Source organism: Streptantibioticus rubrisoli (genome assembly GCF_024436055.1).
Lineage (GTDB): Bacteria > Actinomycetota > Actinomycetes > Streptomycetales > Streptomycetaceae > Streptantibioticus_A > Streptantibioticus_A rubrisoli.
This window is the reverse complement of sequence record NZ_JANFNH010000009.1, coordinates 109,589-136,379: the sequence shown is the minus strand read 5'-3', so window position 1 is coordinate 136,379 and position 26,791 is coordinate 109,589. Positions and strand designations below refer to the sequence as shown.

The 26,791-nt window shown below is 70.8% G+C and carries 20 protein-coding genes and 1 pseudogene; 1 reads left to right on the top strand and 20 read right to left on the bottom strand.

The genetic code is table 11. From position 1 onward, the window contains the following. Positions 1-2: 2 nt before the first annotated feature. The 8 genes from NON19_RS12380 to NON19_RS12345 all read right to left on the bottom strand — a co-directional run bounded on the left by NON19_RS12380 (position 3) and on the right by NON19_RS12345 (position 13,134). Positions 3-1,970: a heparinase II/III family protein gene (locus NON19_RS12380; protein ID WP_255927309.1), complete on the bottom strand. Its 1,968-nt coding sequence runs from the start codon at positions 1,968-1,970 to the stop codon at positions 3-5. Next, the gene (locus NON19_RS12375) at positions 1,967-4,165 is read right to left on the bottom strand and encodes a bi-domain-containing oxidoreductase (protein ID WP_255927307.1); all 2,199 of its coding nucleotides are present in this window, start codon (positions 4,163-4,165) and stop codon (positions 1,967-1,969) included. Before NON19_RS12375 ends, NON19_RS12380 begins: the two co-directional genes overlap by 4 nt. A 17-nt stretch (positions 4,166-4,182) precedes the next feature. Beyond that, a complete protein-coding gene (asnB, locus tag NON19_RS12370) occupies positions 4,183-6,117 on the bottom strand; it encodes an asparagine synthase (glutamine-hydrolyzing) (protein ID WP_255927305.1) in 1,935 nt (644 codons plus the stop codon). A 3-nt stretch (positions 6,118-6,120) separates the two neighbouring features. Further along, entirely contained in the window at positions 6,121-7,650 is a 1,530-nt protein-coding gene (locus tag NON19_RS12365; protein ID WP_255927303.1) for a Wzz/FepE/Etk N-terminal domain-containing protein, read from the bottom strand. Further along, positions 7,647-9,017 carry a GumC domain-containing protein gene (locus NON19_RS12360; RefSeq protein WP_255927301.1) on the bottom strand — a complete coding sequence of 457 codons (1,371 nt, stop codon included), beginning with the start codon at positions 9,015-9,017 and terminating at the stop codon, positions 7,647-7,649. Before NON19_RS12360 ends, NON19_RS12365 begins: the two co-directional genes overlap by 4 nt. Next, complete coding sequence (locus tag NON19_RS12355) at positions 9,014-10,279, bottom strand: glycosyltransferase family 4 protein (RefSeq protein ID WP_255927299.1); 1,266 nt, start codon at positions 10,277-10,279, stop codon at positions 9,014-9,016. The genes NON19_RS12360 and NON19_RS12355 overlap by 4 nt, the downstream gene beginning before the upstream one ends. Then, positions 10,269-11,585, bottom strand: coding sequence for a nucleotide sugar dehydrogenase (locus NON19_RS12350; RefSeq protein ID WP_255927297.1), 1,317 nt, complete (start codon positions 11,583-11,585; stop codon positions 10,269-10,271). Before NON19_RS12350 ends, NON19_RS12355 begins: the two co-directional genes overlap by 11 nt. Positions 11,586-11,655: 70 nt before the next feature. Continuing rightward, positions 11,656-13,134, bottom strand: a complete 1,479-nt coding sequence (locus tag NON19_RS12345; protein WP_255927295.1) for a sugar transferase — start codon at positions 13,132-13,134, stop codon at positions 11,656-11,658. Positions 13,135-13,657: 523 nt separating this feature from the next. Between NON19_RS12345 and NON19_RS33910 the strand changes: the two are divergent. Continuing rightward, positions 13,658-13,943 (top strand): annotated as a pseudogene (locus NON19_RS33910) (IS630 family transposase); the annotation flags it as partial. A gap of 30 nt (positions 13,944-13,973) precedes the next feature. Here NON19_RS33910 and NON19_RS12340 read toward each other — a convergent pair. The 12 genes from NON19_RS12340 to NON19_RS33405 all read right to left on the bottom strand — a co-directional run bounded on the left by NON19_RS12340 (position 13,974) and on the right by NON19_RS33405 (position 26,728). Further along, on the bottom strand, positions 13,974-14,165 hold the full coding sequence (locus NON19_RS12340) for a hypothetical protein (protein WP_255927293.1): 192 nt from the start codon (positions 14,163-14,165) through the stop codon (positions 13,974-13,976). A gap of 128 nt (positions 14,166-14,293) precedes the next feature. Continuing rightward, entirely contained in the window at positions 14,294-15,196 is a 903-nt protein-coding gene (locus NON19_RS12335) for an aminoglycoside phosphotransferase family protein (protein WP_255927291.1), read from the bottom strand. 798 nt (positions 15,197-15,994) lie between these two features. Further along, the gene (locus NON19_RS12330; RefSeq protein WP_255927289.1) at positions 15,995-16,918 is read right to left on the bottom strand and encodes a sulfotransferase family protein; all 924 of its coding nucleotides are present in this window, start codon (positions 16,916-16,918) and stop codon (positions 15,995-15,997) included. Next, positions 16,915-17,607 (bottom strand): nitroreductase family protein, encoded by a 693-nt coding sequence (locus NON19_RS12325; RefSeq protein WP_255927287.1) that lies wholly within the window; start codon positions 17,605-17,607, stop codon positions 16,915-16,917. Before NON19_RS12325 ends, NON19_RS12330 begins: the two co-directional genes overlap by 4 nt. Further along, positions 17,607-19,259, bottom strand: a complete 1,653-nt coding sequence (locus tag NON19_RS12320) for a nitroreductase family protein (protein ID WP_255927285.1) — start codon at positions 19,257-19,259, stop codon at positions 17,607-17,609. Before NON19_RS12320 ends, NON19_RS12325 begins: the two co-directional genes overlap by 1 nt. Continuing rightward, a complete protein-coding gene (locus NON19_RS12315) occupies positions 19,256-19,825 on the bottom strand; it encodes a TOMM precursor leader peptide-binding protein (RefSeq protein ID WP_255927283.1) in 570 nt (189 codons plus the stop codon). The genes NON19_RS12320 and NON19_RS12315 overlap by 4 nt, the downstream gene beginning before the upstream one ends. Before the next feature lie 113 nt (positions 19,826-19,938). Continuing rightward, entirely contained in the window at positions 19,939-21,309 is a 1,371-nt protein-coding gene (locus NON19_RS12310) for a YcaO-like family protein (protein WP_255927281.1), read from the bottom strand. 47 nt (positions 21,310-21,356) lie between these two features. Continuing rightward, entirely contained in the window at positions 21,357-21,575 is a 219-nt protein-coding gene (locus NON19_RS12305) for a hypothetical protein (RefSeq protein WP_255927279.1), read from the bottom strand. A gap of 755 nt (positions 21,576-22,330) precedes the next feature. Further along, the gene (locus tag NON19_RS12300; RefSeq protein ID WP_255927277.1) at positions 22,331-23,704 is read right to left on the bottom strand and encodes a TfuA-like protein; all 1,374 of its coding nucleotides are present in this window, start codon (positions 23,702-23,704) and stop codon (positions 22,331-22,333) included. An 11-nt stretch (positions 23,705-23,715) separates the two neighbouring features. Continuing rightward, positions 23,716-24,900 (bottom strand): YcaO-like family protein, encoded by a 1,185-nt coding sequence (locus tag NON19_RS12295; protein WP_255927275.1) that lies wholly within the window; start codon positions 24,898-24,900, stop codon positions 23,716-23,718. Between the two features lie 86 nt (positions 24,901-24,986). Next, positions 24,987-25,871: a JmjC domain-containing protein gene (locus tag NON19_RS12290; protein WP_255927273.1), complete on the bottom strand. Its 885-nt coding sequence runs from the start codon at positions 25,869-25,871 to the stop codon at positions 24,987-24,989. Continuing rightward, positions 25,868-26,728: a cupin domain-containing protein gene (locus NON19_RS33405; RefSeq protein WP_255927271.1), complete on the bottom strand. Its 861-nt coding sequence runs from the start codon at positions 26,726-26,728 to the stop codon at positions 25,868-25,870. The genes NON19_RS12290 and NON19_RS33405 overlap by 4 nt, the downstream gene beginning before the upstream one ends. Positions 26,729-26,791: the final 63 nt, after the last annotated feature.

Genomic DNA, 26,791 nt, shown 5'->3' with positions numbered 1-26,791 from the left:
CCCTAGCCGCGGAACCTGAGCACGGTGGTGAAGCCCTCCGCGCCGTCGGCGAAGCCGGTACCGACCAGTGTGGTGGCGGGTTCCTTGCGCCCGAATCCGGCGGAGTACCAGCCCAGCGGCGGCTGGGTCTCGCCGCGATGAGCCCGCCAGGAGAGCTGCCCGGGCAGGTCGAGCACCGCAAAGCGGTCCTCGCCGTCCCGGGTCCAGGTGAGCACGGCCTGGTTCCCCACGAGGTCCGCGGCGATCGCCGGGCCGAGGTGGAACGCCAGCCGCACGGTCCGGCGCGGGCCGCGCACCTCGTCGACCACCCTCAGCTCCTGGCTCGCGGCCGTCAGCTCCACCCAGCGGCGGTGTACGCAGGACGGGTAACCGTCGTGCTCGGCACACCAGCGGGCCACACCATCCCCGGAGGTGTCCACGGCCAGGACCCGGCTGCGGGCATGCCGGGTCCACAGGAAGGGGCCGCCGGAGACGGACTGGTCACCGCTGTCCAGTTGCAGGGTGTTGTGGCCGAGGGTCGACCGGAAGTACTGCCGCCACTCGGGCTGCCCGTGGTAGCAGTACGTCCCCGGGTCGGCGAGCACGTCGACCCCGTCGTGCCGGACCTCCACGGACAGCGCGTCGGCATGGGCATGCGCGGCGATGGACAGGAAGCCGTGCGGACCACCGTCGCAGCGGCACCAGATCTCCTCCGGACCACGCAGGATGGTCATGCCAGCGTCGGCGAAATGCGCCGGTCGGCTTGCCGGGCGGGTCACGGCCGGTGCGGTTCCACCTTTCGCGTACGGCTTGATGAGCGCGGCCAGCAGCGGGGTGCGCACATCGGTGCCGGTCACTACCGGCCACCAGCCGAGCCGACCGAACACGGCGTCGCCGGTGGCCAGCAGCGAGGCCCGGCGGTCGGTGCCCGCGCCGTCCACGACCAGACCGTGCCCGTCGTCCGCGTCCCCCTGTCGCGGCGGCCGTAACCGGCTGTCCACGACGGCCGCGAGCGCGTCGGTCATCCGCAGCAGCACAAGACGGATCGACGTAGGGACCGGCGTGCCTGCGGCATCCGCCTCGGCCACCGCGGCCAGGCCGAGCTCAAGGACCAGTCCGTGATACTCGGTGGCCAACTCGCGGTTGAGGCCGGAGCCGAAGGTGTTGCTGCGCAGATGCCGCTCCAGCGACCGCAGCGCGTCGGCCCGCCAACGTGCCGAGGTGGGGAACCACCCGAACGCGCAGGCTGCGGCGAACTGCCCGGCGGCCTCGGCGATGACGTGGTTGTTCGCCGACGACCCCCGGCTGGGGAAGGCGGCCAGCCAGCGCTGGTGGTGCCAGATCTGGTTCAGCGCCACCGGGTTGTCCTCGAAAAGACCGGCCGCGCCCGGCCAGCCGTCGAGCAGCCTGCGGATCCACACCCAGGAAAGGAGGCGGATCCCCAGCTCGATGCCGCTGGTCCAGTGCACTCCGCGCAGCGGCGCGTTGGCCGCCCACCACGACCGCAGGTGCTCGGCCACTCGTTCGGCGTACCGCTCGTTCCCGGTGATCGCGTAGGCGGCGGCGAGCACGGTGAGGTACTGGTGCCGGGACAGCTCCCAGATCTGCTTGATGTCCCCGACCTCGTCCTCGTTCCGGTACGGCACGTCGAAGGCGTAGCCCCCCGGAGCCCGGCGCCCGGTCTTTGGGTCGTACCACCAGTCCGGGTCGGCCAGGTCGTCGCGGACCACCCCGAAATACCCGGCGTTCCCCGCCATCAGCCGGTCCGCCTCGGCGATCAGACGTTTCGCGGCGTCCGGAGGTATCGCGGCGATCGTCCCGGCGGGCAGTACCGCGGTGAACCGGGCGCCGGTCACACGCGGGCTCTGCGGCCGCGCCGACCGCCACCGACGCCTGCGCACCGCGTCGCCCACCCGGCCGCCGACCTCCCGCGGTCCCATCCGGGACAGCCGCCGCAGGTACCAGCCCGGACTCCCCGACCTCACAGTCATCGCGCCCTCGCCAACGTCACCGGCGCGCCCCCGGCCAAGCCGGCCTGCACGGCGAGGGTGGCCGCCGTGGTGGCGACCAGCGACTCCAGCGGCACCGGCATCGGCCCGCCGGTCCGCACGGCCTTGATGAACGCTGCCAGTTCGGCGGACTGGCCCTTGTCCCGGGCCTTGGGCAGCCGCGAACTGACCCACCGCTTGCGGCGGCCGTCGTAGACAGAGGCACGGACGAAGTCGTCGAGCCGCAGCACCTTGCCGTCCGCGACCAGGTCCAGCGTCTCCTTGGGGAAGCCGGGCGCGCCGGTGGTGACGTAGCTGATGGTGGCGGTGGATCCGTCCGGGTAGCGCAGCACGACCTGCAGGTCCTCGTGGCCGGACGTGGCGACCGCGTACAGCGAGACCGGGTCGGCCGCGAGCAACCAGCTCGCCGTGTCGATGAAGTGGCCGCCCTCGCCGGTGAACCGCGAGCCCTCGGTGCCCTGTTGGAGGTACCAGCTGCCATGCTGCAGTCGACCCGCGTTGACCAGGTAGCGCAGGCTCGCCGGACCGGTCCGGGCGCTGAACCGCTTCCTGCCCTCGTTCAGCAGGGGCGCGAACCGGCGGTTGAAGCCCACCTGCAGCCGGTCGTTGCCGGACTCCTCCACCGCCGCGAGCACGCCCGCCAGCTCGTCCTCGGTGAGGGCCAGGGGCTTCTCCACGAACACCGTCTTGCCAGCCAGCAGCGCCTTCCGGGCCAGTTCGGCGTGCGAGCTGTGCCGAGTGACCACGAACACCGCGTCGATGGACCCGTCGCCGAGCACGGCGTCGAGATCGGTGGTCGCCTCGGCGAAGCCGAACTTCCGCTTCGCGTTGGCCGCGGACAGGGCCGTCGTGGTAACGACTGTCGACAACATGACGCCGTCGCGCTCTGCCAGGTGCGGCAGCAGCATCGACGTCGCGTAGTTTCCCGCGCCGACGAACGCAAGCCGCACCGGCACGTTGGCAGACCGGGCCGGAGTGGGCGCTCCGCCGCTGGGTCTGTTCACCGCGGGTACGGCCACTGCCGGGGCCTGCGCTTCCCCGGCTTCCCGGGCGTGTTCGGGGTATCGGAACAGCACAGCCACGGCCTTCAAGTCGCCGTCCTTCAGGCGCTGGTACGTCTCGACGGCGTCATCGAAGGCGGCGATGTGGGAAACCAAGGGCTCCACGTCGACGCTGCCGCGGGCGAGGAGATCGAGGAAGCACGCCAGGTTGCGGCGCTCGGTCCAGCGCACATAGCCGATCGGGTAGTCCCGCCCCTCCAGCTCGTACTCCGGGTCGTAGCGCCCGGGGCCGTAACTGCGGGAGAACCGTACGTCGAGCTCTTTCTCGTAGTACGCGTTCCACGGCAGGTCCAGGCGGCACTTGCCGATGTCGACGACCCGGCCGCGGTCCCGGCAGAGCCTGGCGGCCAGCTCGACGGGCTGGTTGCTGCCGCCACCGGCGGCCAGATACACCTGGTCCACGCCGTGCCCGCCAGTGAGCTCCGCGACAGCGGCTTCCACGGCGGCGGACGCGGGTTCACCGCAGGCCGCGGCGCCCAGGCGCTCCGCGAGCTCGCAGCGCACCGGGTCGGGGTCGACCCCGACGACGCGGACTCCCGAGGCGGCGAGGAGCTGCACCACCAGCTGCCCGATCAGGCCGAGGCCGATGACCAGCGCCACGTCGCCCAGTTGTGGCTCGCCGCGGCGGACGCCCTGCAACGCGATCGACCCGACGGTGCCGAAGGCCGCGTGCCGCGGCGCGAGGCCGTCCGGCACCGGGGCGTACAGGTTCTTCGGCACCCAGTTCAGCTCGGCGTGCAACGCGTGCTCATTACCGGCGCAGGCCACGAGGTCGCCGACCTTCACATCGTCGATCCCGGCGCCGACCTGCTCGACCACCCCGCACAGCGAGTAGCCCAGCGGCGTGTAGGAGTCCAGCTTGCCCATCACCTTGCGGTAAGTGGCGGGGATCCCGTTGGTGGCCACGCTCTGCATGACCTTGGCCACCTGGTCTGGACGGGAGCGGGCCTTGCCCAGCATCGACATGCCAGCCTCGGACACCTTCATGAGCTCGGTCCCGGTGGATATCAACGAGTAGGCGCTGCGGACGAGCACACCGCCCGGCTTGCACCCCGGCACCGGAACGTCGAGGACCGCCAGCTCGCCGCTCTTGTAGTTCTGAACAACCTGCTTCACCCGAACTCCTCTGATTCCTAAGCCGTTAACCGAGTGCTCTGGCCGGACCCAGAGGTCGCGTCGCGATACCAGTACTCGAGGGTCAGCACATGCCACAGATGCTTGGAGAAGTCCCGCTGCCCGGCGGCGTCCTCGGCGACGAGCCGCGCCAGCGCTTCGCGGCGCAGGAACCCGGAACGGACGAGCTCGCCGTCGTTGACCACCTCGCGCACCAGCGGTGCCAGATCCCGGCTCATCCAGGCGCGCAGCGGGGCGCTGAACAGGCCCTTGGGCCGGTACACGATCTCCCGGGGGAGGATCGAGACGGCCGCCTCCTTGAGGACGGCCTTGCCCTGCCGTCCGACGATCTTGCGATCGCCGGGCACGGCGAACGCCGCCTTGACGACCTCGACGTCCACATACGGCACCCGCACCTCGGTCGACGCGGCCATGCTCGACCGGTCCGTGTACGTGAGGTTCAGGCCCGGCAGGAACATCCGGGCGTCGCCCAGGCACATGCGGTTGACGAAGTCGTCGAGGTCGTTGTCCTGGTAGATGTCCGTATGTTCGGCGAGCACGTCCTCGACCGTCCCGGCCAGGTCCGGATCGAGCAGGGCGAGCAGCTCGTTCTGGTCGTACATGGTGTAGCTGCGCCGGAACGCGGTCTCCTCCGGCAGATCGGCGAAGGAGAGGAACCGCTTGGCGAATCGCACCGACCGGTACCCCCGGCGGGCCGAGGCGACCGGCAGCCGGTCCACGGCCGCGGACACGCCGCGTCGTAGGGGTCGCGGGACGCGCTGGTAGCGCAGCGCGATCAGGTTGGCCAGGTGCTTGCGGTATCCGGCGAACAGCTCGTCGGCGCCCATCCCCGAGAGCATCACCTTGACCCCGGCCTCCCGGGCGGCCGAGCAGATCAGGAACGTGTTGATCGCGGCGGGGTCGCCGATCGGCTCGTCCAGGTGGTACGTCATCCGCGGCAGCAGGTCGAGCACGTTGGGAGCGATCTCGATCTCGTGCAGGTCGACACCGAACCGCTCGGCCACCCGCCGGGCGTAGCGCAGGTCGTCCGGCATCGCCTCGAACTTGGCGTCCTCGGCGCGGAACCCGATCGTGTAAGCGGAGATCCCTGGCTGGTGGCGGGCCGCCAGCGCGGTCAGGTAGCTGGAGTCGAGTCCGCCGGAGAGGAAGGTCGCCACGGGTACGTCGGAGAGCAGGTGGCGCCGAGTCGACTCCTCGACAATCGCGGCTATGTCCGGCTGTTCGCCGGTCCGGGTCCGCTCCCGGCCCTCGGCGGCGACGTCCTTCAGGTTCCAGAACCGGCCGCGCTCCGCACGGCCGTCGGGCCGGCACCTCAGCCAGCTCCCCGGCGGCAGCTTCTGTACTTCGCGGAACGCGCACCGTGAGTCCGGCACCCAGTAGTACAGCAGTGAGGCCACCAGCGCCGCATGGTCCACCTCCAGCGGCCCGCCGGTCGCGGCGGCGAGCGCCTTCAGCTCGGAGGCGAACACCAGTCCCTCGCCGCGCCGGAGCAGGAACAGCGGCTTGATACCGAGCTGGTCGCGGGCGAGCACCAGCTCACCGGTGCGCTCGTCGAAGATCCCGAACGCGAACATGCCGCGCAGCCGGGGCAGACAGTCGGTGCCCCAGCGCCGCCAGGCCTCAAGGAGCACCTCGGTGTCGGAGCTACCGCGGAAGCGCACTCCGGCGGCTGCCAACTCGGCGCGCAGCTCGGGCGCGTTGTACAGCTCGCCGTTGTACGTCAAGGCGAGGCCGCCCGAGACCATCGGCTGGGCGCCGGTCCCGGACAGGTCGATGATGGCCAGTCGGCGGTGCCCGAGGTGCACTTCGCCGTCACCGGCGGGGTGGCTGTACCGGCCCGCCCCGTCCGGACCGCGGTGGGCGAGGGTATCGGTGAGCCGGTCGGTCACGACCTTCCCGTCCGGCCATCGGTACGCGCCTGCGATGCCACACATGTCCTACCGCGCCTCCTGGTCGCTGTCCGGGACTCGTGCGGCCCACATCGGCAGCCGCTCGGTCCGCACCTGGCCCGTCCCGTTCTGTCGAGCCAGCCGCTCGCTATGGCCCCGCAGCGCGATGTGCAGCCCGTCCCACAGCGTGCCGTCGGTCCGGTCACGCGGATCGGGGTCGATCAGCACCACACCGATCACCGGAATGCGCTGGTCCGTGAGCTGCCGCGCCACGGTGTGCAGCCATGCGGCGCTGCCGTGCCCGGCACGCACGACGAGCACGGTCTGGGTGCCGAGGTACTGCAGGTCGGTCCACGTGGTGCCGGGTGCGACCGAGCCGACGCCGAGCAGGCGCTCTTGAGGCGACACTGCCGCGGCACGCTCGCCGCTGACCACCGTCGGGTCACCTGGCTTCGGGCGGCGGCCTGCCAGCTGCGGGCCGGGCAGGCCGTCGACGATGGCCACCGGCCCCTGCGCCGCTAGAGCTCGGGCGACGTCCAGGGCGATCACGCACGTGTTGCGCGCACAGCCCAGTTCCAGCAGCGACACCGGTTCCGCACAGTCGCGCACGGTGCGGGCCAGGGTCCCGGTGAGCCGTTCGCGTGCCGCCCGGGTCCGTCGGCGCTGCCACCTCCTCCCCGACCGCGAGGACGCGCGGGGCAGCTCCGCGATGACCGAGGCGCCCAGGTGCGCCGCGATGTCCCGGCGCAGCACGGGGCGGTCCGCCACCACCGAGCCGACCGCGGCCAGCGCGAGCCCGAGGACGAGCCCGAGGGTGAGCCCCATCGCGGCGTCGGTGGCAGCGGCCTTGGGCAGGGAGTGCCGCACCGCACGCGGGGCGTCCACGATCTGCGTACCGGCGATGACCTTGGGCGTGCCGGTGCGCGCCTCCGCGGCGCGCTGGTCGAAATCGGTGATCCGCGAGTTGAGTTCGGCCCGGCGGGCGAAGAGCGATTCGATGCTCGCCGACGCCTTCGGGTTGCTGTTCAGCGGCAGGTCGCCGATCGCCTTGTTGACCTGGGCGAGCTCGTCGCGCATCCGGTCACGCTGGTCGAGCAGGGCCTTGGCCTCGGCATTCGCGGCTTCCTGCATCCGCCTCATGTGGTCCGCGACGAACGCGTCGGCCAGCGCCTTGGCCCGGGCCACCGCTTCGGCGTCGCTGTCGCCGGTGACATCGATCTGCAGCAGGTTGTTGGTCAGCCCGGTACCCCGGTAGTCCCGCATGAAGTCCTCAGGTTTTTCCGGTGACTTGAGGGATTGCAGGGCGGCACCGGCGACCCGCGTGGTCTGCAGCAGCGCGACGTCGGTGCGGATCAGCGTTCCGGTGTCGTTCGGCTGGTCCTCCGCATGCGCGACCAGCACCTTGGTCACCGCGCTCGGCGGCGGCGGCATCAAGGCCGCCACCGCCGCGCCGACGAGCAGGCCAAGCAGCGCCAGGGCGCACCACAGGCGGCGGCGTCTGCGCACCGCCACCACCAGCGCCTGCAGGTCGAGGAGCGGAACGGCGGCCGACGACTGCGAAGTCGTGCTCGTCGTCACGCTGAACCTCCCGTCGCGTGGCCGCGCACCGCGAGCGCCAAAGTGGCGTCGTCCGGAAGTTGGCCAGCAGACCGCGTGGGGTCGGCCTGGACCGTGTGGGCGACGACGAAGCCGACGACCTCGTGCCCGCCGTCCGCGCACGCCTCGGCGATGCCGACGAGCTCCTGCGCGGTCCAGCTGCCCGCGCTGAGGACCACCAGAGCACCGGACTCGGTGTCGCGGTCCGGCACCATCGGCCGCTCCACCGACACCTCCACCACTCGCAGCAGCGGACCGCTCTTGGCCTCGGCGACGAGCTGGCCCGCGGCCCGGCAGGCGATCTCGTCGCCGTCCGGTACGACGACCAACAGCCGCCGGGCGCCCGGCAGTCGGTCCCTCAGGTGAGCGCACACCCGCCGGTAGCGAAGCCGTCTGCCGGCCTTGTCGCCGGACTTCTGCGGGGCCGGTAGGTCCCACCGGGTGTCGACGCCGAGGAGTCTGCGGATCCGGGCTCGTACGCCCCCGCCTTCCGGCCGGTGAGCGCGCCGTTCACCGGGCACGTCGACGGTGCCCAGGAGCGTCGAGCCCAGCGCCGCGGCGATCTCCGGTTCGCTGCGCAGTCGGCGGTTCATCCGTGCGGCGACGAGATGGCCGATGACCGCGAGCAGGAAGAACAGCAGCGCTCCGGCGCCGACGAGCTGCGTCCTCGTCGGCGGTGCCTCGCCGGTCGGCCGGGCGGCCGGGCCCATGACGACCATGCCTGCCTTGTTGGCCGCCGGGTTGGCCTGGGCCAGCTTCTTCATGGCGTCCTCCAGCGAGGTGCGCAGGTTCTCTAGCGCGGTGCGGGCCTGCACGCTCTCCACGGTCTGTCCCGGATCGGCCGCCTTGGCGAGGTCGGTGATGCGGCGGTTGGTCTCCTCCACCTTCTGCCGCAGCGCATCGGCTCCCGTAGCCGCTTCGGTGTCGGTGCCGCCGCCCGCGATCTGCGCGGCGAATGCCACGAATTGCTGGGCCACTTGGTCGGAGAGCTGCTGCGCGCGCTCCGGGGTGTCGGCCGTGCCCGAGATCGTGATGATGTTCCCGTCGGCGGCCTTGGCGCTCACCCGGTCCCGCAGTTGCGTGCCGCTGACGCCGGACCAGTGGAGAGCGGCGGCCGCGCGGTCGACCACCGCCGAACTGGTGGCGATGTCCACCTGGGTCAGCAGCTCGCGCTCCTCCCACAGCCCCGGCAGCAGTACCGATGCCGACGCGGTGTATCGCGACGGGAACGCCACCACCGAGGTGCCGTAGCCGACGAGTGCGCCCGCCATGGCCAGGACGGCGAGAAGTCGCCACCTGCGACGGAGTATCCGCCCGATCATGACGAGGCGGATCGTGTCATCGCTCAACGGCGCTGCCTCTTCCTTGTGCGGACCGGGTCGCCTGCCGACACCGCAGTGCGGTCACGGCACGCGGCGGCGTAGGCGGCGAGCAGCGATGCCTGCGAGTTCCGCCAGGAAAGGTGCCCGCTGATCCGCTCTTGGCCGATCTTGCCCATCCGGGCCCGCTTCTGCGAATCGTCCAGCAACTCCGAGATGAGCTTGGCGAATTGGGCCTCGTCGTTGGCGGGCGCGTAGACGGCGGCGGCACCGGCGGAGACGCGCGCCTCCTTCAGGTCGAACGAGACGATCGGCCGACCCATCGCCATGTACTCCAGGACCTTGTTCATGGTCGACACGTCGTTGAGCGGATTGCGCGGGTCGGGGGACAGACACACGTCCGCGGTGGACAGGTAGCGCACCAGATCGGCGTCCGGAACGCGCCCGGTGAACCGCACCTGCTCCGAGAGCCCGAGCCGCCGGGACAACTCCACCATCGCGTCGAAGGCGTCGCCGGAGCCGACGAACGCCGCGTGCCAGTCGGTCCGCCCGAACTCGTCGCGCAGCGTCGCAAGGGCGCGCAGGGCGTAGTCGACGCCGTCCTGCGGGCCCATGACGCCGAGGTAGCACAGCAGATGAGGCTTGCCCAGCTTCAACTCCGGCTGGGGCGGCACGGGTTGGAACCGGTCGATCTGTGGCGCGCTGCGCACCACGAAGACGTCCGCCGGCCGCCGACCGCCACGGCGCACCGCGACGTCCCAGTAGCTCTCGTTCGTGGCGAGCACGATGTCCGCGGCCCGGTAGGTCCACCGTTCCAGCGCGCACACGGCGCGGTAGAGCAGATCCTCGCCGCGGTCGAACCGGGACAGGTACAGCTCGGGTACCAGGTCGTGCTGGTCGAAGATGAACCGCGCGCCGCGCCGCTTCAGCCACAGTGCCGTCAGGAACAGCAGGTCGGGCGGGTTGCAGGCGTGGACCACGTCGACCGGGCCGACCTTGCGGGCCAGCCGGGCCGTGTGCCACAACGCCGATCCGTACTCCCGCAGGTAGCCGGCCGGTCCTCCGGTGGCCGCGCGCAACGGGTAGCGGTGGATCCGCACCCCGTCGATCTCCGCCTCCGGCTCCGTGTCCCGCTGGCTTCCCCGGGGACAGATGACGTGCACCGTCCAGCCCGCGTCGCGCAGCGTCGTGCACTCCTGCCACACCCGCCGGTCGAACGGCACCGACAGGTTCTCCACCAGGACCAGCACGCGCCGGCCCGACCCGTCACCGCTTTTCCCGTTACCAAGCAAGGCCCATGTACCCCGGTTCGGCCTGGCGCGCCTCGGCGTCGGGGAGTCGGATGAGGTCGACGATCACCGGGCCGTCGCCATGCGGCAGTGCTGAGAGGACGGCCGGATCCCTGGTCCCGACCAGGCACACCTCGGCGTGCTCGAGCACCTCGTCGACGGAGTCGGCGAGCAGCTGCGCGAGGTGCGGCAGCCGGGTCTCGATGTACTCGCGGTTCGCGCCGATCAGCCGGGAGAGGCTCACGTTGGCGTCGTGGATCCGCAGGTCGTACCCCTTGCCGTGAAGCCTCTCCGCCAGCTCCAGGAGCGGGCTCTCGCGGAGGTCGTCGGTGCCGGGTTTGAAGGACAGACCGAACAGGCCCACCCGGCGCTTGCCGGTGCGCTCGACCAGCTCCACCGCGCGCTGCAGATGTGCGGAGTTGGAGGTCAGCACGTGGGCGAGGATGGGCACCGAGACGTCGGCCCGCTGCGCCGCGTGGACCAGACTGCGCAGGTCCTTGGGCAGGCAGGAGCCACCGAAGGCGAAGCCGGGACGCAGGTAGGCGGGGCTGATGTTCAGCTTGCGGTCGGCCAGGAACACGTCCATCACCTGGTGCGAGTCCACCCCGAGCGCCTGGCACACCGCGCCCAGCTCGTTCGCGAAGCCGATCTTGAGGCCGTGGAACGCGTTGTCCGCGTATTTGATCGCCTCGGCGGTTGGGACCGGCACTCGGAACACCTCGCCGGGCAAGCCGTCGTACAGCGCCACCACCGCGTCGCCGCTTGCCGGGTCGAGCTCGCCGATGACGGTCTTGGGCGGGTCGAAGAAGTCCCGCACGCTCGTGCCCTCGCGCAAGAACTCCGGGTTGACCGCGACCCCGAAGTCCACCCCGGCCGTGCCGCCGACGTTCTTCTCCAGGATCGGTACCAGCAGGTTCAGGCACGTGCCCGGGAGCATGGTGCTGCGGAACACGACGGTGTGCCGTCCGCCCCGCTCGGCCAGCGCGGCGCCGATCTGCTCGGTGACCCGCTCCAAGTACGTGGTGCACAGGCTGCCGTTGGGCTCCGACGGGGTGCCCACGCAGACCAGCGACACCGCGCTGCCCGTGATCGCCTCGCGCACGTCGCCGGTGGCCCGTAACGCTCCGGTCCGCACGACCTCGGCGGTGAGCTCGCCGATCCGCTCCTCGACCACCGGGGCCCTGCCGTCGTTGACCAGGTCGACCTTCACCTGGTTCACGTCCACCCCGATGACCTCGTGACCCATGCTGGCCAGGCACGCGGCCGACACGCAGCCCACATAGCCGAGCCCGAAGACGCTGACTCTCATGACCCGTTCCTCCCCCCAGGCAGGCCCTCCCGGCCTGCGGTCCGCGCGCTGGCCGGATGACCCCCGCGCATCAGTAGGCCCCCTGGCCGTAGAGCACCGCACGCAGCGTCTTCCACAAGATCACTGTGTCCAGGGCGAGCGACCAGTCCTCCACGTACCGCAGGTCGAGACGGACCGCCTCCTCCCACGGCAGGTCGCTACGCCCGCTGATCTGCCACAGGCCGGTGAGCCCGGGCTTGACCAGCAGCCGCCGCCGGATGTCCGGGCCGTACGCGGCGGACTCCTCCGGCAACGGAGGCCGGGGACCGACGAGCGACATCGATCCGGTGAGCACGTTGAACAGCTGCGGGAGCTCGTCGAGCGAGTACCGGCGCAGCACCGATCCCACCCGGGTCACCCGTGGATCCCGGCGGAGCTTGAACAGCAGCCCCGCGCCCTCGTTGCGGTCGGCCAGCTCGGCACGCGCCCCGTGGGCCCCGGCGACCATGGTGCGGAACTTCAGAATGGTGAACTCGCGGCCGTCCTTGCCGACCCTGCGCTGCCGGTACAACACCCCACCCCGGCTGTCCCCCGCCACGAGCAGTCCGACGAGCACCATCAGCGGCGCGAACAGCACCAGCAGGATCGCCGCGCCCACCCGGTCGACGACCTCCTTGATCGCCCGGCGCGCCCCGGTGAAGGTCGGCATGCTGACGCGCAGCAGCGGGATCCCCAGCACGGCGTCGACGTGCAGCCGCGGGCCGGCCACCTCCATCAGCACGGGCGCCACGACCATCTCGGCATCGCTGCCTTCGAGGTTCCAGGCCAGCCGCTGCAGCCGGTCCGGTGTCCAGTGTGGGTCCGGTGTGACCGCGACGACACGGTAGCCGTCGTGTCGGACGTGCTTGGCGACGTCCGCCAGCCGGCCGACGACCGGCACTCCATCCAGTTGGTCACCGTCGAGCCCGAGACCGTCCGTCGTGCACGCTCCGTCCACCCGCCATCCGAGGTGCGGCGACTTGCGGGTTCGGATGATCAGGTCGCGCACGGTGTCCGGGCTCCCGGCAGCGAGCACCGGTCTAAGACACCGCCCTTCCTTCCGCTGTTTGTGCAGCGAGAGGCGGAGCAAATACCGCGCGGTCGTGGTGACGAGCGCGATCGCGGGAATCGCGACAAAGATCCAGAGCTTGATGTTGCGCGAGGCGAGGGCGATCCCCCCGAGCGCAAGTACGACGGTCGCCGTGAACAGTGAGCGTCCGAGCCGCCGGAATTCCTCGGCGCCCTGGCCGAGCAGGGCCGGAGCCCACGCCCGGCTCACCGCAAGCGCTCCCAGCACCAGCAGCTGCGTGCCGAAAGCGAGAATTCCCCACTTCTCGTGCCAGTTGGCTGCGTCCCGGGCCCCGAAGAAGTTGCCGATCGCCGCCACCACCAAGGCGGTGGCCACGGTATCGCTGATGATCACGGTACGGCGGTACCGCTGCTCCCAATCGTTCGCGGGCTGGCTGGTTGCCCCATTCGCCAGACGCCCACGCGCCGACGAAAAAGGGTCGGCTAATCCCCCCTGCTGCACAAGACCCCCCGGTCCTCAGTGGTACGACGTGTTCGCCCAACACTGATTTCTCGCCTGGGAGGCACCCCCTGCCCCCGGCGCATGACATCCCGGTATTGCGGCGCTACTTGAACAACCCAACCTGGCGGCAGCGGACTCGCAGGTGCTGCCAGACTCTCGAAGTGCGCGGGAGCCCGTCGAAAGCTCGGGTGCTCCCCGCACCCAAGGCCCTCTCTCGGGCTCCAAGCATTGATCAAGCCCCCGTCTGGCGCCGGGCACGAGACTGCTGGCTATTTGTGGCGCCAGACGTATAGATCATCATTGGTCGCTTCATGCCCGAACGACTGAAGCACCGTCAATCTAGACCATCGGAGCCAATATGAAGAGAGGATGTGTGGAATTTGTGTTCACCTGCTGGACCGACCGGTGATCGTCTATGGGTGCCTTGCCGCCACCGCCCGCTTCAGCAGCTCGTCCGGTCCGATGGTGTCCTCAACGTCGTTGCAGTTAGCCGACGTTGGCGCTGCCAGGGCCCCCGTGGTTTGCAGCCGCTGATCTGCTCGAGGCCGGTCCAGTGACCGGGAGTTGGCCAGGCGGTTCAGGGTGACCTGGATGTCGGCGAGCCGCTGACGACCGGCGTTGGCTTAAAACAGCCGACACGCGCTGGCCTCCAAGGGTCCCGGCGGCGACCGCTGCAACTGCGCCGACTGGAGACGGTGTTGGATGCAGACCCGGCTGCGTTCGGCTGGCCTGACCAGTGCTGGACGCTGACGAGGATCGCCGAAGTCGTGCGCCGCCGGTTCGGCATCGAGTACCCCCTGACCGGGCTACCGGCGAAGGGGTCGGGCGCGGTCGGACGCTCATCCAGTCGCCGAGGGCCGTGCGGTCCAGAAGTAGGGGGCCATCAAGGCGCGGTCCACCGTGATGGTGCTGCGGTCCAGTAGCCATGGCCGCCAGGCCGATCCCTTGAAGTAGACCAGGACGGTTTCGTCTTCTCCGTACCGGTCTTCTCCCATCCACGCTAAGACGCCGCAGTCGATCCAACTGGTCATGCCTGGCAACATAATTGGCGCCACTGACATACCAGCACACGAAGCCGCCACTGAACGCACTTGCCTCATCTGGCTTTGTTCATGACTACCGCTCGTGAACAAAGCCAGCCCGTCGATCTATGCCGACGTCAAAGGCCCTTCAGGACACGATCAAGCGCCGACCGGCCTGCGGGCCCCCAGTTCGGTTTGCCACCGGGCAGGCCGCGGTCCCCGGCCTGGCCCATCAGCATCAGGAACAGGCTCTTCACCGCGGCCAGCCCGCGGGCACGCCGGATCGCCCCCTCGTCCGCCTGCGCGTACTCCTCGAAAAACCGTGCAGCCGAGCCCTCGGGAAGCAGCACCCACGCGGCCGCGAGGTCCCATGCCGGGTCGCCGGCGAAGACGTCGCCGAAGTCGACCACGCCCGCCAGCGTCCCGTCCGCGACGACGACATTCGCGGGATGCAGATCACCGTGCACCCACACCGGCGGGTCCGCCCACCCAGGCGCCCCCACCGCGTCGTCCCAGACAGCACGGATGTCTTCGGGGGCAAAGGCATCATCGAGGTCTACGGCCTGCAGAAAGTCCTCGAAGCCGTCCGCGCATTCCTTGGGGTGACCGCCGCGGTCCGTGGCGTGAGGCGCGTCGGCGGGCGCCTGCACATGCAGCGCCTTGAGGAAGGCCGCCAGCATGTCGGCCGCGTGGCCGCCGCGGGTGATCGAGCCGTGGTCCAGCGGCGTGCCTTCAACCCATGTCATGACGGTCCAGATCTTGGGGAAGCGCTCGGACGGCGCACCGTCCCGGACGGGGACAGGGATCGGAAGCGGCAGACGCGAAGCCAGGGTCGGCAGCCACCGGCGCTCCTTGAGCTGCAGATCGGGGCGCTTGTCCATCCGCTGCATCCGGACGGCCAACTCGTCCCCGAGGCGCCACATCTGGTTGCCCCAGCCGCCCGCCACCTCGCGGATCGGCAGCTCGGCCAGGTCTGGATGCTGGTCCCGCAGCAGATCGCGGACCAGATCCTCGCTGATCTCAATCTCAGATTCGATCATGCGCAGCCACAGTACTTGAGGCAGGCGAAGCCGACCTTACCCTTTGAGAGTTCCAGCTCCCCGGCTGGATCTCCCAAGTTCTCTGAAGACCCTGCCGATAAGCGCCGCAGGCCGCACCCCGTCCCCCCGGAAGTGCTCGGCTGCGCCAACTCTCGCGCGCATCCGCCAACTGAAGCGCCAAGCTCGGCGGTCATCTCATAGAACAGGAGTGAGAGGCGAAGGAGTTGGTTACTTCCAGGACAATGCCTTGTCCAGGGACTTGCTGATCCGTGAGGCTGTGTCCTGCACGGCGACGAGCGCCAGCACACCAGCGACGATCAGCGTTCAGCGCGTGCTGGATGCTGCAGCAGGCGCCACAGAAGCATCCTGCGTGACTGTTCTGTCGCAGGGAAGTTGTACCGTGGATCTTGCCGTGAGATGCAGACCTGCCAGGCTGGTTGGGAATCCCGCCGGGCCGCGCTCTTAATAGAGTGGGCTGGCCATGCTCGAGAGGCGTGCAGGCTGGGCGAGCAGCGGTCTTGTGTATCACTTCCTCAGCCGCCCTATCATCCGGATTCTCGCGCGAGGGTCTTCAGTTACGCGGCAAACCGGTCGAGCGATGGCAGGAAGCCGACTTTCGCTTCTGCGCTGCGGAACGCCTCGCGGCCGTTGCGGTGGCCGACACCCCTCGAACACCGGCGAAGCTTGCGCTGAACATGACGTACAGGCTGTGAATCCGCCGGGCCCGTCAGCCGCTACGCTCTGCGCGGTCCCCGGACGGCGAGGCATGACCGCGCACGATCGAGCCCCGCAGGCTGGTCAGGCATCCGCCGTGCGATAGCCGAGGAGCTCTGCCAGCTCCGTCATCCGGCGGCACATCTCCGCTGGCAGGCCCCAGGCGGGGTCGAAGGCCACGGGGCCGGGGTCGGGGACCGCGCGCAGGGCCGGGTGGTACATGAAGACCGCGTCGCCGCCCAGGAGCCGGCCAGACTCGCCGCGGCCCGCGTACTCCCATCTCTCGGTGTGCAGCATCCGGGTGAGCACGGCGTCGTCGTAGGGCAGGTCAAGCCAGTCGAGGATCCTGGGCAGCCAGGTTCGGGGTTCGCGCAGCAGGTTCTCGGCGGTCACCCGCAGCCAGCGCTCGGCGGGCAGCGCGGAGAGCGTCCGCACCGTGCGGCTGTGGCCGAGGTACCAGGTGGAGGCGGCGGCGACTATCACCTGGCGTCGGCTGTGAAAGTGCGTCAGGTCCTGCCAATGGCGATGCATCGAGCGCTGGGTGGCTTCCGGATGCCTGGTCAGGTGGAGGAACCGGGCCCTCGGGTAGGCAGCCAGGCAAGCGGCCACCGCCTGGTCGCTGCCGATCGTGTCCGGCGACTTCTCCAGCCCGATCCGCGGGGCCACCTCGGCGAGCAGGTGGTCGAACAGCCGGGTGACCGGCCAGCCGGCGTGTCCGTGCAGCCACGCGCGAGCGCGGTCGATCGCCGCGTCCGACTGACTGCCCTCGTGCACCTGGGCGAGGGCCCGCAACGGTCCGCTCTGCCGTGCCTCGACGTAGCGGCGGTCCAGGTCGGGCGCGCGCTGCCCCTCGGTGAGGAGTTCGCCGACCGTGGTCAGGGGGAAGAGCAGCAGTTCGGGGAAGCCGTAGATGCCGGGGTGGCCGGCCAGCAGCGCTAGGCATACTGTCGAGTACGAGCGTGGCGGAGCGAGCATGAAGACCGGCTCGGGCCGCTGCGGGCCGGTCATGCCGGCCGTCCTTTCGCGTCGGCGTCCGCCGCGTGCTCGTAGCCGAGCACCAGGGTGAAGAGATGCCGGAACCGGTGGTCAAGCCGACTCGCCTCCGCGCTCACCGCTCGCTGTGCACCGCCGAAGACCGCTCCCGCCAGCCCGGCGCAGACCGCCGAGAGCCAGGCGGCGTATCCCAGGCTTGCCGCGCGCATAAGCAGCGTGCCGTAGCCGCCGCCATCGCGCCCTGCGGCGCTGATGTCGCCGCAGATCAGCAGGATCGCCGGTGCGGGCGCGTACTCGGCCCGCAGATCAGCCAGCCAGGGCGGGTTGCCCAGCGGGCCCTCCGACTGCGGCACGAAGGGAACCGCCTGGTGGTGCAGCCCCGTCGCCAAACCCTGGACCGCGAAGGCGGCGGTCAGCACGGTGAAGTCGACCGTACCGTGCAACCGGGCAGGCCAGAGGGTGGACTCGGCCCGGTACCCGTCCTCGATCGCGGCGGACAGGGCCGCCGGGGCAACTGGCCGGCCCGCGAACTGCCGCACGGACCGGCGCTGCCGCACCGCGTCCCCCAACTCTGACGACCACTCGGCACTGCCGGGCACCGGCGAGCCGGCTGGCACCCGGACCGGCTGTGGGAGTGGCCCCCGGCCCTGCCGCAGGGCGTCCGCGATCGTCCGGCTTGGCTCACCGATCGGTACGAGTGGCATCACCGCTCCTGCGGGGTGCGAAGGGTCACGAGGGCGGTGACGAGTTCGCGGTCGGAGTGCAGCTCCAGCAACTCGGCCAGGTCCGCGCGCCAGGCCGGGGCGAAGACGGCGGCCAGCCCCTGCTCGGCGGCGGCCACTGCAAGGGAGACTGCGGCGCAGCCGGCGTCCAGGTGCGCCAGGCGGTGGGCGAACCGGCCGTACTTGGCTCCCAGCCTGCCCACCGAGGCGACCAGCACGACCACCGCCCGCACGCCCTCGGCCGGCAACCCGCTGTCCGCCAAACAGGCCTCCATCGACACCGGTTCGGCGTGCACCGCCACCGCCTCGTCGCTCTGGTCGTCGTAGCGCACCACCGCGCCCGGGAGATCGAACAAGCCGTCCTCGGCGATTACATATGCCTCGACCGAGCCCAGGTTTCCGCCGCTGGCCGTCCACCGGGCCAGTGGTTGGCCCTCGCTGGGCCGGCGGCCGGCTGTCCTGCGCAGGATCGCCGCGATCGCTGACAGCAAGGGTGCGGGGTGCGCTGAGTCCGAGGGGCGATCTGAAGGCAGCGCCCGGCGCGGCGACAGTGGGAAATCAGGCCGAGACCGCTGCAACTGCGCGTACCGCTCCTGGTCGGCTCGGGCTACCCGGCCGGCCGATGCCAGTCGGCGCGGCGGGCGTTCCATCTGCCACTCGTAGATGTGGGCTGGGCCGAAGGAGCCCCCGCCAGCCGCCGACCCCAGACAGCGGGCGCAGTCAGGGTACGGAGTGACGAGCAGCTGTTCGCGAGCCAAGCCGAGTACGTCGACGGTGGTCATGGTGCGGAACGCGGTGGGCTCGGTGAGGCCGGCGAGCACGGCGAGCACTTGGTCTGCCGCCAGCGCGGCCAGCAGGGCGTGGGCGAGCGCCTCCGGCCGCCCGTTCGGCGCCGCGAGTGGTGCTGGGGCCGCCACTGCCGCGTGGAACTCCTGCAAGCCACGGTGGAAGCAGTCGGGGCAGGCCGTGAAGCCATCGAGGAAGAGCGGGCCGAACTGGACGACCCCGGTGTCGACCGCACAGCGCAGGACGGGCGTGGCCGTGGGCGCGCAAACGGTGACCAGCTCCCTGAGAGGTGCAGCGCGGTCCTCGTCGTCGAAGACCACCACTAGCTGCGAGCGGTCCGCGGTAAGCAGTCGGGACAGGCCGTGCGCCGTGGATGCGGGGTGGGACAGGCGGGTGAGGCGGCCTACGCCCACCTCGGCGAGGTCGTCGGCGAGCAGGTCGGCGGCCGGGGAGCGGCCCACGATGACTGCGGCACTGCCGGCCAGCACGTGCACCACCTCTTCAGCACTGCGGTGGCCGACGACTGCGCCGAGAGTGCGGGACAGGTAGTCGCGCACATGGCCGGGCGCAGCAAGCGGCCGCGTCGGCTGGGGCGACACGTACTCCAGCAGGCCGCACTCGTCGAGCAGCTCGACCACCTGCTCGACGACGGGCGCGGTCAAGCCTGCGGCGGCGGCGAGTGCGCGAGTGTCCCTACGGCCGTCCAGCAGCGGGAGCAGGGGCAACAGGGCCGTGCTGACGGACTTGCCGGTGAAGCTGTGGCGCCGGACCGCTCCGTCGATCACCAGGGTGTCGCTGGCGGTCGCCACCGCCAGGCTCTGACAGAACCGGGGCCCCGGGCCGCTCATCGCTCCTCCCCTACGGCCAACTCGGGCACTGGCACGGTCGGCGCCAGTGGCGAGCGGCCGAGGCGTTCGAGCACCGGCCCGATCCTTTCGACCGGGCCAGCCCCCTCACCTGGCCCGCAGCGTCGGCAGTCGTGGCACGGGACCACCCGTGACAGGTGCAGCCGCTGATCGAACAGGTTCAGCTCCCGGACCTCACCGACCGCCGCCATGCCCGCTGCCGCCAGGTCCGCCGCGAGGGCGGCGGCCATCCTGGCCTGGTAGGGGAGGTAGCCGCGCGGCCCGAGCCCGGAGTCGCCTTCGTAGGCTGCGTGCAGCAGCGAGGTGGTGCGGTGCTCCGCGTCGTGCTGCAACTGCCGCCGCCTGAAACAGCGGTAGCAGGGCGCGCACGGCGGCTGAACCAGTGGGCCCACCCTCAGTACGGGGTGGTCCAGCACCACCGGCAGCCACGCCGTGCCGTTGCGGAAGGCGTACTGGTCGGCCAGCTCGCAGGCGCCCGCGACCGGCCGCCATGCGGCGAGCGCCACCAGTGCGGCGGGACGCTGAAAGGCAGCCGCGAGGTCTGCCACCCGCCGCGCCTCCTCGCCCCGTCCCTCAGTCAGGACATCAACCAGGAAGTCGGCGGTGCGGACACCGAATTCCCCGACGCCCAGGACAGCGACCGGGGCCGGACCCCTTCCGTTCACGCCAGCGGATGCGGCCACAGGTTCTGTTCCTCCTCGTTTCGGTTGGGGTATCCCAGCGCCGGCGGCAGTGCGGACAGCCGCGGGTGCGCTCGGAACTGGGCCAGCGGCGCCAGCGAGAGCGGCTGGAGGTCGGGGATCACCACGCTGACCGCGGTCAGGCCCACCGCCGCGAGTTCTCGCGGGGTGCGGTCGACGGCCAGCACCTGCATGCCCAGCCCGGTGAGCGTGCTGACGAGCCGTTCGAGCATGGTGGCCGGATCCCTCGGCCAGGGGACGTGCTCGCTGCGTGGACGCCGTGCGGCACCGTCAACCAGGAAGTCGAACGCCGCCCGGCGCTCCGCCCGCCCCATGAAGCGCGCGCCGTGGTCCACGTTGGCGAAGTCCGCCGGGCTGTCCGGCACCGGATCCTCGCTGGTGTAGATGGCGCGGACGGTGGTCGCCTCCAGCAACGCCTTCTCTGCGGCCTCCACGATCGTGCGGCCGGTGCCGCAGCCCATCGTTTGGTGGGCCCGTGGGTCGTGGTGCGCGACCTGTAGGCAGCACACCGTGGGCAGGCCGACATCGGTGGTGGCGTCGAAGAGGTAGCTGTCCAGGAAATGCCGCGCGCCCCAGGAGAGCAGGTGGTCCAACTGCTCGGACCGGGCATTCTCGACGATCAGCGGCAGCGGCAGGCACTGCAACCAGGCGACGGCCGCCGCATCCCGCTCGACCACCTCGCACACCCCTTGGACCAGGGCCTCGGTCGGGTCGGTGTGTACGGCGTAGCCGGTCGACAGCCTATAGACGAACGCCTCTTCGGGGCGCACGTCCCGCAACGCGTAGCAGGCCATCACGGCAGGCACCCAGGTGCGCTCGCCGGTGGCGAGATCGAAGCCGAGCACCCAGCGGATGGCTGCATCTGCGTCGAACGGCCGCACCGGGCACCGTGGGTGGCCATACTCACGCGGCGAGCAACGGGCGATCCGCCAGGTGTCCAAGGTAGGGCCGTCCAGCTCGCCGGCCCGGGCCCAGACCACGGTCTCGCGCAGGAAGTCGCCGGCGGCGTACCGCTCGGCCGCCTCCGCGACGGCGATCAGCCGACCCAGCGCGGTGTCGTCCAGCACCCGCCCGCAACCGTCACCGCTCTCCGGGCGGCGACTCGCGGGCGGCACCCCGGGCGCCCTGCCGCCGCCCAACGCCACGTAGTTGGCGAGCCTGGCGAGGCCGCGCGGCGAGCGGAGCCGCCGCACTGCGGAAACCACCCCGAACGGCGAGACCAGCTGTTCCAGCGCCCCAGACGGCGGATCCGTCCGACCGTCGTCAGCCATGGGCGGTGCGCTGTCCACCGGCGCGGTCGCGGCCCATCGAGCCGCGGAGGGCAACACCATGGGCCATCCTCCCCCATCGGTCGGGTCGTGCAGGCGGTGGCGGAGGCTCACCCTTCGGGCATCGACTGCTCTGGCGCCGCACACGAGATGCAGGCCGTGCACCCGCTACAGATGGCGCCGTTGCTGGTCCCGCAGCCGAGGTTGCAGGGCGAGGTGTAGTTCGGCCCGTCGTACATCTCCGCCGCCAACTCCTCCCAGGTCAACGTGGTTACGTCGGTCACGGTGAGGTCGAGCGGTGCACTGGCGAGCGTTTCCTCGATGGGCATGAGCGCCTCCCGCGCTGTCGATGGTGCCGGTCGTGAGCCCCGGCTGACCTGGCCCAGCATGGCTGCACCGGTTGTGTCGGTCCACGCAGAAGCACTGGCAGCTTCGCCGGGCACGGGCCTGCCAGGTGTCCTGAGTCCTTGATGGGTCGCCGTTCAGCTTGCGGGACGCCCCGGGCGGGACCTGGCCGAACTGGTGTTGCCGGATCACGACCGGCAGGTGCTGGGGGCAGGCGTGCCGGACCAATAGACGCCGCACGCCTTGGCGTTGAGGGCCCACGGGCACGGATGTGGCGGGCTCTCGGCCTGTAGCCGCACCAGGCTGAGTGGCTCAGGAGAAGCTGGCCTGGCGCGAGATGCTGCGCCGCCAGTCCTCTCGCCGCATCGTCGTCGAGCACGCCAATGCCGAGATGCGCCAGTGGCGACCGCTGTAGCGCTACACCGGACGCCCCGAGGACTACGCGCAGACGCACCGCGCGATCGCGGGCCTGGTCTCCGATCGTGCCCGCAAGGCGAGCCACCCGACCCGTCCACCGCACCGAACTGGTACTCGCCCGGTAGGTCACCTGTTGATCAACCACCAGCCGAACCGCCGGGCCAGCATGCCGCAATCCCAAGCGCCGACGGAGTCGTAAGCGCTCCGCTGGAAGCGCCGCAAGGTGCCGTCGATCGGCTGCGGCACCATCGTGGCTGGTCGCGCAGGTCCCCCCGGCCCCTTCAAGGCGCCGCCGAGCCGCAGCGGACTTCGCCCGGCTTGCTTAGAACGCCGTCAGTTCGGCGAGGCTCGGGCGGTGCCGGGCCAGCAGGTATACAGGCCGCGCGGCGGCCACCGCCCGCGACACCGACCCCAGACCGCGATCCAGGGCGTGCAGTTCCAGTTCCTCGTCGTCGGAGACTCCCCACCGCTCGGCCAGCCAGGCGACGATCCGCCGTTCGTTCAGCGTCTCCAGCCCGAACCGCGACTCCAGTTCCCTGGCCTGCCTATTGACCTGGTCCGCCGCCGTGACCACCCTGCGTGCCGCCGCGAATTCGGAGCTTTCGCGCAGCGCGGCCAAGGCGCCCATGTCGTCGATGATTCCTGGTTCGATCCGGAAACTGCGGATCAGGAACCGCTCCACCTGCTCGTGACGATCGAGCGACCCCCGCTCCGCTTTGGTCAGCCAGTCGGCCAGGAAGTCGAAGTCCGCCACCGAGTCCAGTGGCGGATACAGGCCGCGATGCGTTCCGTGGGCGACCGCCGCTCGGGCTGGATCCGGCTCCTGAGCATCCGCACACTCGCGGCGGCAGTCCTGGGCCAACCGGCCGAGCGCGAAACGCCGATAGGCGTCCGGATAGGAGGGGTCCAGGATCTGGCAGGCCCTCAGCAGCGCGAGGTCGGAGACCCAGCCGTGCCCATCGCCGGTGTCCGTGCCGACGGCCAGCAGCTGCCAGGAGTAGAGGAAGCTGGTGCGGGTCAGCGGCGGCGCTGGCTGACCCGAGCCCTCGGGCTCCGCCCGCAGCGCTTCGACCAGGAGGAGTGCGTCCTCGCGTTTGACGTCAACCAGGTGCTCGTCGCAGTAGGCGCCGAGCGCGTGCGCCGCCGCCGTTTCCAACCCGCAGGAACGGGCGGCCGATTCGACGGCCTGGCAGGTCCGCAGCGGGTAGGGGGAGCGGGCGAGCCGTTCGATAACCGCCTCCCGCAGAGCGGTGCTGAGCAATCCCCGCCGCTCCGCACGGGCCAACGTGGCCCGCAGACAGACCAGTGGGATCGAACCGGCCCGGTATCCGCTGTCGGCGTCGCCGTGCGCGAGTGTCACCTCGTCGTCGGCCGTCAGGGCACCGGTCTGGAAGTCTCGGTAGATCCCGCCGATCCCGATCATCCCGAAGCGGTGCAGTTCCGCCGCGCGTAGCGCGCCCATACTAGCCGCCCCCAGCACACGGACACCCGCCGAGAGCACCGCGAGAATCTCCTTGTGCCGCACCGTCCGGGTCTGGTGGAAATAACCGTCAACGATGCCCACGGCGTCGCCAGGGCGCAGCGGCAGCCGCAGTAGGTCGCCGGCTGCCACCGGCGGTAACACCTCGATCGGGCTGTCCCCCACCACCTGCCGCGCATCGGGCAGGCTGGGTCCGCTGAACAGGAAGCGTCGCATCGAATCCCCTCTCAGACCAGGTCCGCGTCGAACAGCAGCCGCGGGCAGACCACCCGCACCACTGGAATGCCCACGTCCGCACGGGTGTGGTCGACCACCAGCGGGTCCCGGCCGGTGGACCGGTGCACCTGGGCGGCCACCAGGCCCAGGTCGTCCGCCAGCGTCGGCTGACAGAGCGTGGGCAGGTCCCGGTAGGAGACTCGCTCCGCGAGGTTGAACATGCTCTCCAGGTCGGGAGCTGCCGTACGACCGGCCCGGACGGCAGCGGCCCGGTGGTACGCCTCTGCGGACATGTCGTCGCGCGAGCCCGCGATGGTGGTGACCCGGGACTGCACCGCCTCGGTTAGTGCTCGGCACAGCGCGACGTCCCGGTCCAGGTGCGCCCCCATGCCCAGGAAGAGTTCGGGGAACGGCTCGCTGGTGATCCGAGCCCGTAGGCAGGGCAGGCCGAGCGGGCTCTCCAGCACTTCGATGACCACTTGGACGCCTCTGCCCGCCACCTGCTCGATCAACTGCCGCGCGCTCCCCTCGACACTGTCCAGGTCCAGCACCCGCGGGGCGGGGCCGGGGCCGGTGCGGACCAGGGAGTCGCGCTCGATGGTCTCGTACAGGCCGTGCAGCACCGCTTCATCGAAGGTGTTGCCGCTCGCTAGCCCGTTGCTGGACGCCAGGAACAGCTGCGGCGCCCAGACATCGCGAACCCGGCCGTCCAGGCGCAGGTACTGGGCCGGAATCAGCGAGGGGCCGCCGCTGACCAGGTGCCGCGCGGAACTCCATCCCAGCCGCACCGCCGGGTTCAAATGGTTGCGTGATCGCAGGCCCGCCAACTCGTCGACGGCATACTCGAGTTCGCCCTCGACCTCTCCGACCGTCGCGGTGTGCTCGCCGGGCCCCAGCCGCTCTGCGTGCCACAGCTCGATGGCCTCCATGACCGCTGAGACCTCGGCGAGCGCCGGGGTCAGCCCTTTGCCCTGCGCCACCGACAGCAGGTAGGAGTTCGGCCGGACCGCCTGGTACACCGGTACGCCGGTGTCGTCCAGCCAGGTCACATCCGCCACCCTGGTCACGCCCAGGTAGCCCAGTAGCGGCCGGAGACGCCGAAGGGTCTCTTCGGGTGGGCAGACCCGGTGGGTGCCTTCGAGGTGTGTCTTCTTCGACGGCTCCGCGCCGTCGGACCCGCTGTGCGCTGCTCCCATGTCCCCTCCGCGCGGGGATTGCCCCGCGTTGCCTGATGGTGTGTCACTTCTTCTGGCTGCGATCCGCTGGTCGGACGGTCGTGCGGTCAACGCCCGGGCGCACCGCCCCCGTCACGACTGAACAACTGCAGCGCCTCCGTCGCCGTCTGCTCGGGGTCGGCCGCGGCCAGATGCGCCGCCAGGCCCTCGCGCACCAGCCGGACCAGCTCGGCCGACCGCGGGCCCGCTTCGGCGCACAGCCGCCGCCCTTCGGTGCTGGCCGCGAACGTGGCGAGGTACACGTCGAGCAGATGGCGGGTGGACGGCGCTTCGACGTTCACCGACAGGTGCAGTGACTCGGTGGACCTGGCCAAGGCGTAGTGGGCGCAACCGTGCGGCACATAGAGCACCTCACCGGGGCGCAGCGTCACGTCAAGGCGCCCGTCAGGTGGCAGTTCCGGGGTCGGGCAGAACGCAGGGTCGCCCAGCGTGGTGTGGCTCATCGCACCGACCGCCCAGTCCTTCTCACCCTCGACCTGGATGACGAAGACATGAGCGCCGTCCATGTGCGCGGTGATCACCGGCGCCTCGCCCGGTGGGCTGAGGAAGGCCACGGCGCGCAGCAGGCCAGGCAGTCCCGGGGCCAGGGCCGCCACCAGCTCCCGGGTGGGCCGGTGCCACTGCTCGACATTGTTGAGTTGGAGCGTGGCGCCGTGGTCGAAGGCGTGGCGCACGGCCGCGGCGTTCGGCGGAGCGTGGCCGCCGCTTGCCCGCTCAGCGGCGACCGCCGGTGCTGCGTCGCCGGGCGCGAAGACCCGCAGGTAGGGCGGGAGCAACAGGCCGCAGTCGATTTCCGCCCAGATCTCGGTCGAGCTGATGAGCCCGGTGAGGGGAGTCCGCGGGGTACGGACGACGGCGGCGCGGGCCCAGTACCGGGCGAAGAACTCCTCGCTGTCGTCGACCAGGCCCTCGACGGCCGCCTCGTCGGTCACGGCTGCCTCCAACGGATCGGCGGGGTCGGGGGTCGCCGGTGCGCGCGCCGACGGGCCAGGGCAAGCGCCTGCGCCAGCCACCGGCCCTCTGATAGCTCGGCGACGGCCGCGCGCAGCCGGTCTCGAACCTCCACCGAGCGCCGCTCGGCAGCGATGAGGTGGTGACGCAGGATCAGGTCCGGGTTGTTCTGTACGACGTGCCGACGCACCACGGCGACCAGATCCGCGACGGTGGGTGTGATGAAGTCCAAGGCCAGGTGGAGGCTGGATTCGTCGAGTGCCCGATGGCGAGCCCGCCGTCCGGCAGGCAGGTAGAGGAGGTCTCCCGGATTTTGGACGGAATCTGACGATACATCGGGCACCGGCGCATCTGCCTGCCAGCGCAGTCGTCCGCCGAGTTGGACCACCAGGCTGCCCGCGCTCTGCTCGACGCCCTGCGTACCCTGCTGCCATGGTGCGCGCAACACCGCCCGCGCGGTCACCGCGAACGGCACCATAGCCTCCAGTTCCGCTTCGAGTTCGCGGGTGGGCCGATGCCAGTCGGCGAGGTGCCGCAGCTCCAGGTCAACGCCCTTCGCCTGGAGCGCTCGGACGGCTTCGGGGTCCACGAAGCCGTCCAGCGTTGCTCCCACGCACTGCCTCCGCTGGGTGTACGAGGCGATCGGGACGGGCCGTCCGGCGCTTTCGAGGACCAGGTAGGGCCAGCGCAGCAGGCTCACCTCCAGCTTTTCCCCGATGTCCGCCTCAGTGAGGAAGGCATCCGGCTCGCAGCAGGCCCGAAAGACGGCCGCCTGGTCAGTGGTGTCGCCCAAGGTGATTCGACCCGAACTGATCAGTGCGGCGAGCGGATGCGACACCGTCGCCCTCCCCTCTCCTGGAACGGCGGAGGCCGTGGCGGCCCTGGCACTCGGCGGTGGTCC

Excerpts from the sequence above, each read along its gene's own strand:
- NON19_RS12380 (WP_255927309.1), bottom strand. The coding sequence starts at position 1,970 with ATGACTGTGAGGTCGGGGAGTCCGGGCTGGTACCTGCGGCGGCTGTCC.
- asnB (WP_255927305.1), bottom strand. The coding sequence starts at position 6,117 with ATGTGTGGCATCGCAGGCGCGTACCGATGGCCGGACGGGAAGGTCGTG.
- NON19_RS12350 (WP_255927297.1), bottom strand. The coding sequence starts at position 11,585 with ATGAGAGTCAGCGTCTTCGGGCTCGGCTATGTGGGCTGCGTGTCGGCC.
- NON19_RS12340 (WP_255927293.1), bottom strand. The coding sequence starts at position 14,165 with ATGACCAGTTGGATCGACTGCGGCGTCTTAGCGTGGATGGGAGAAGAC.
- NON19_RS12335 (WP_255927291.1), bottom strand. The coding sequence starts at position 15,196 with ATGATCGAATCTGAGATTGAGATCAGCGAGGATCTGGTCCGCGATCTG.
- NON19_RS12330 (WP_255927289.1), bottom strand. The coding sequence starts at position 16,918 with ATGACCGGCCCGCAGCGGCCCGAGCCGGTCTTCATGCTCGCTCCGCCA.
- NON19_RS12325 (WP_255927287.1), bottom strand. The coding sequence starts at position 17,607 with ATGCCACTCGTACCGATCGGTGAGCCAAGCCGGACGATCGCGGACGCC.
- NON19_RS12320 (WP_255927285.1), bottom strand. The coding sequence starts at position 19,259 with ATGAGCGGCCCGGGGCCCCGGTTCTGTCAGAGCCTGGCGGTGGCGACC.
- NON19_RS12310 (WP_255927281.1), bottom strand. The coding sequence starts at position 21,309 with ATGGTGTTGCCCTCCGCGGCTCGATGGGCCGCGACCGCGCCGGTGGAC.
- NON19_RS12305 (WP_255927279.1), bottom strand. The coding sequence starts at position 21,575 with ATGCCCATCGAGGAAACGCTCGCCAGTGCACCGCTCGACCTCACCGTG.
- NON19_RS12300 (WP_255927277.1), bottom strand. The coding sequence starts at position 23,704 with ATGCGACGCTTCCTGTTCAGCGGACCCAGCCTGCCCGATGCGCGGCAG.
- NON19_RS12295 (WP_255927275.1), bottom strand. The coding sequence starts at position 24,900 with ATGGGAGCAGCGCACAGCGGGTCCGACGGCGCGGAGCCGTCGAAGAAG.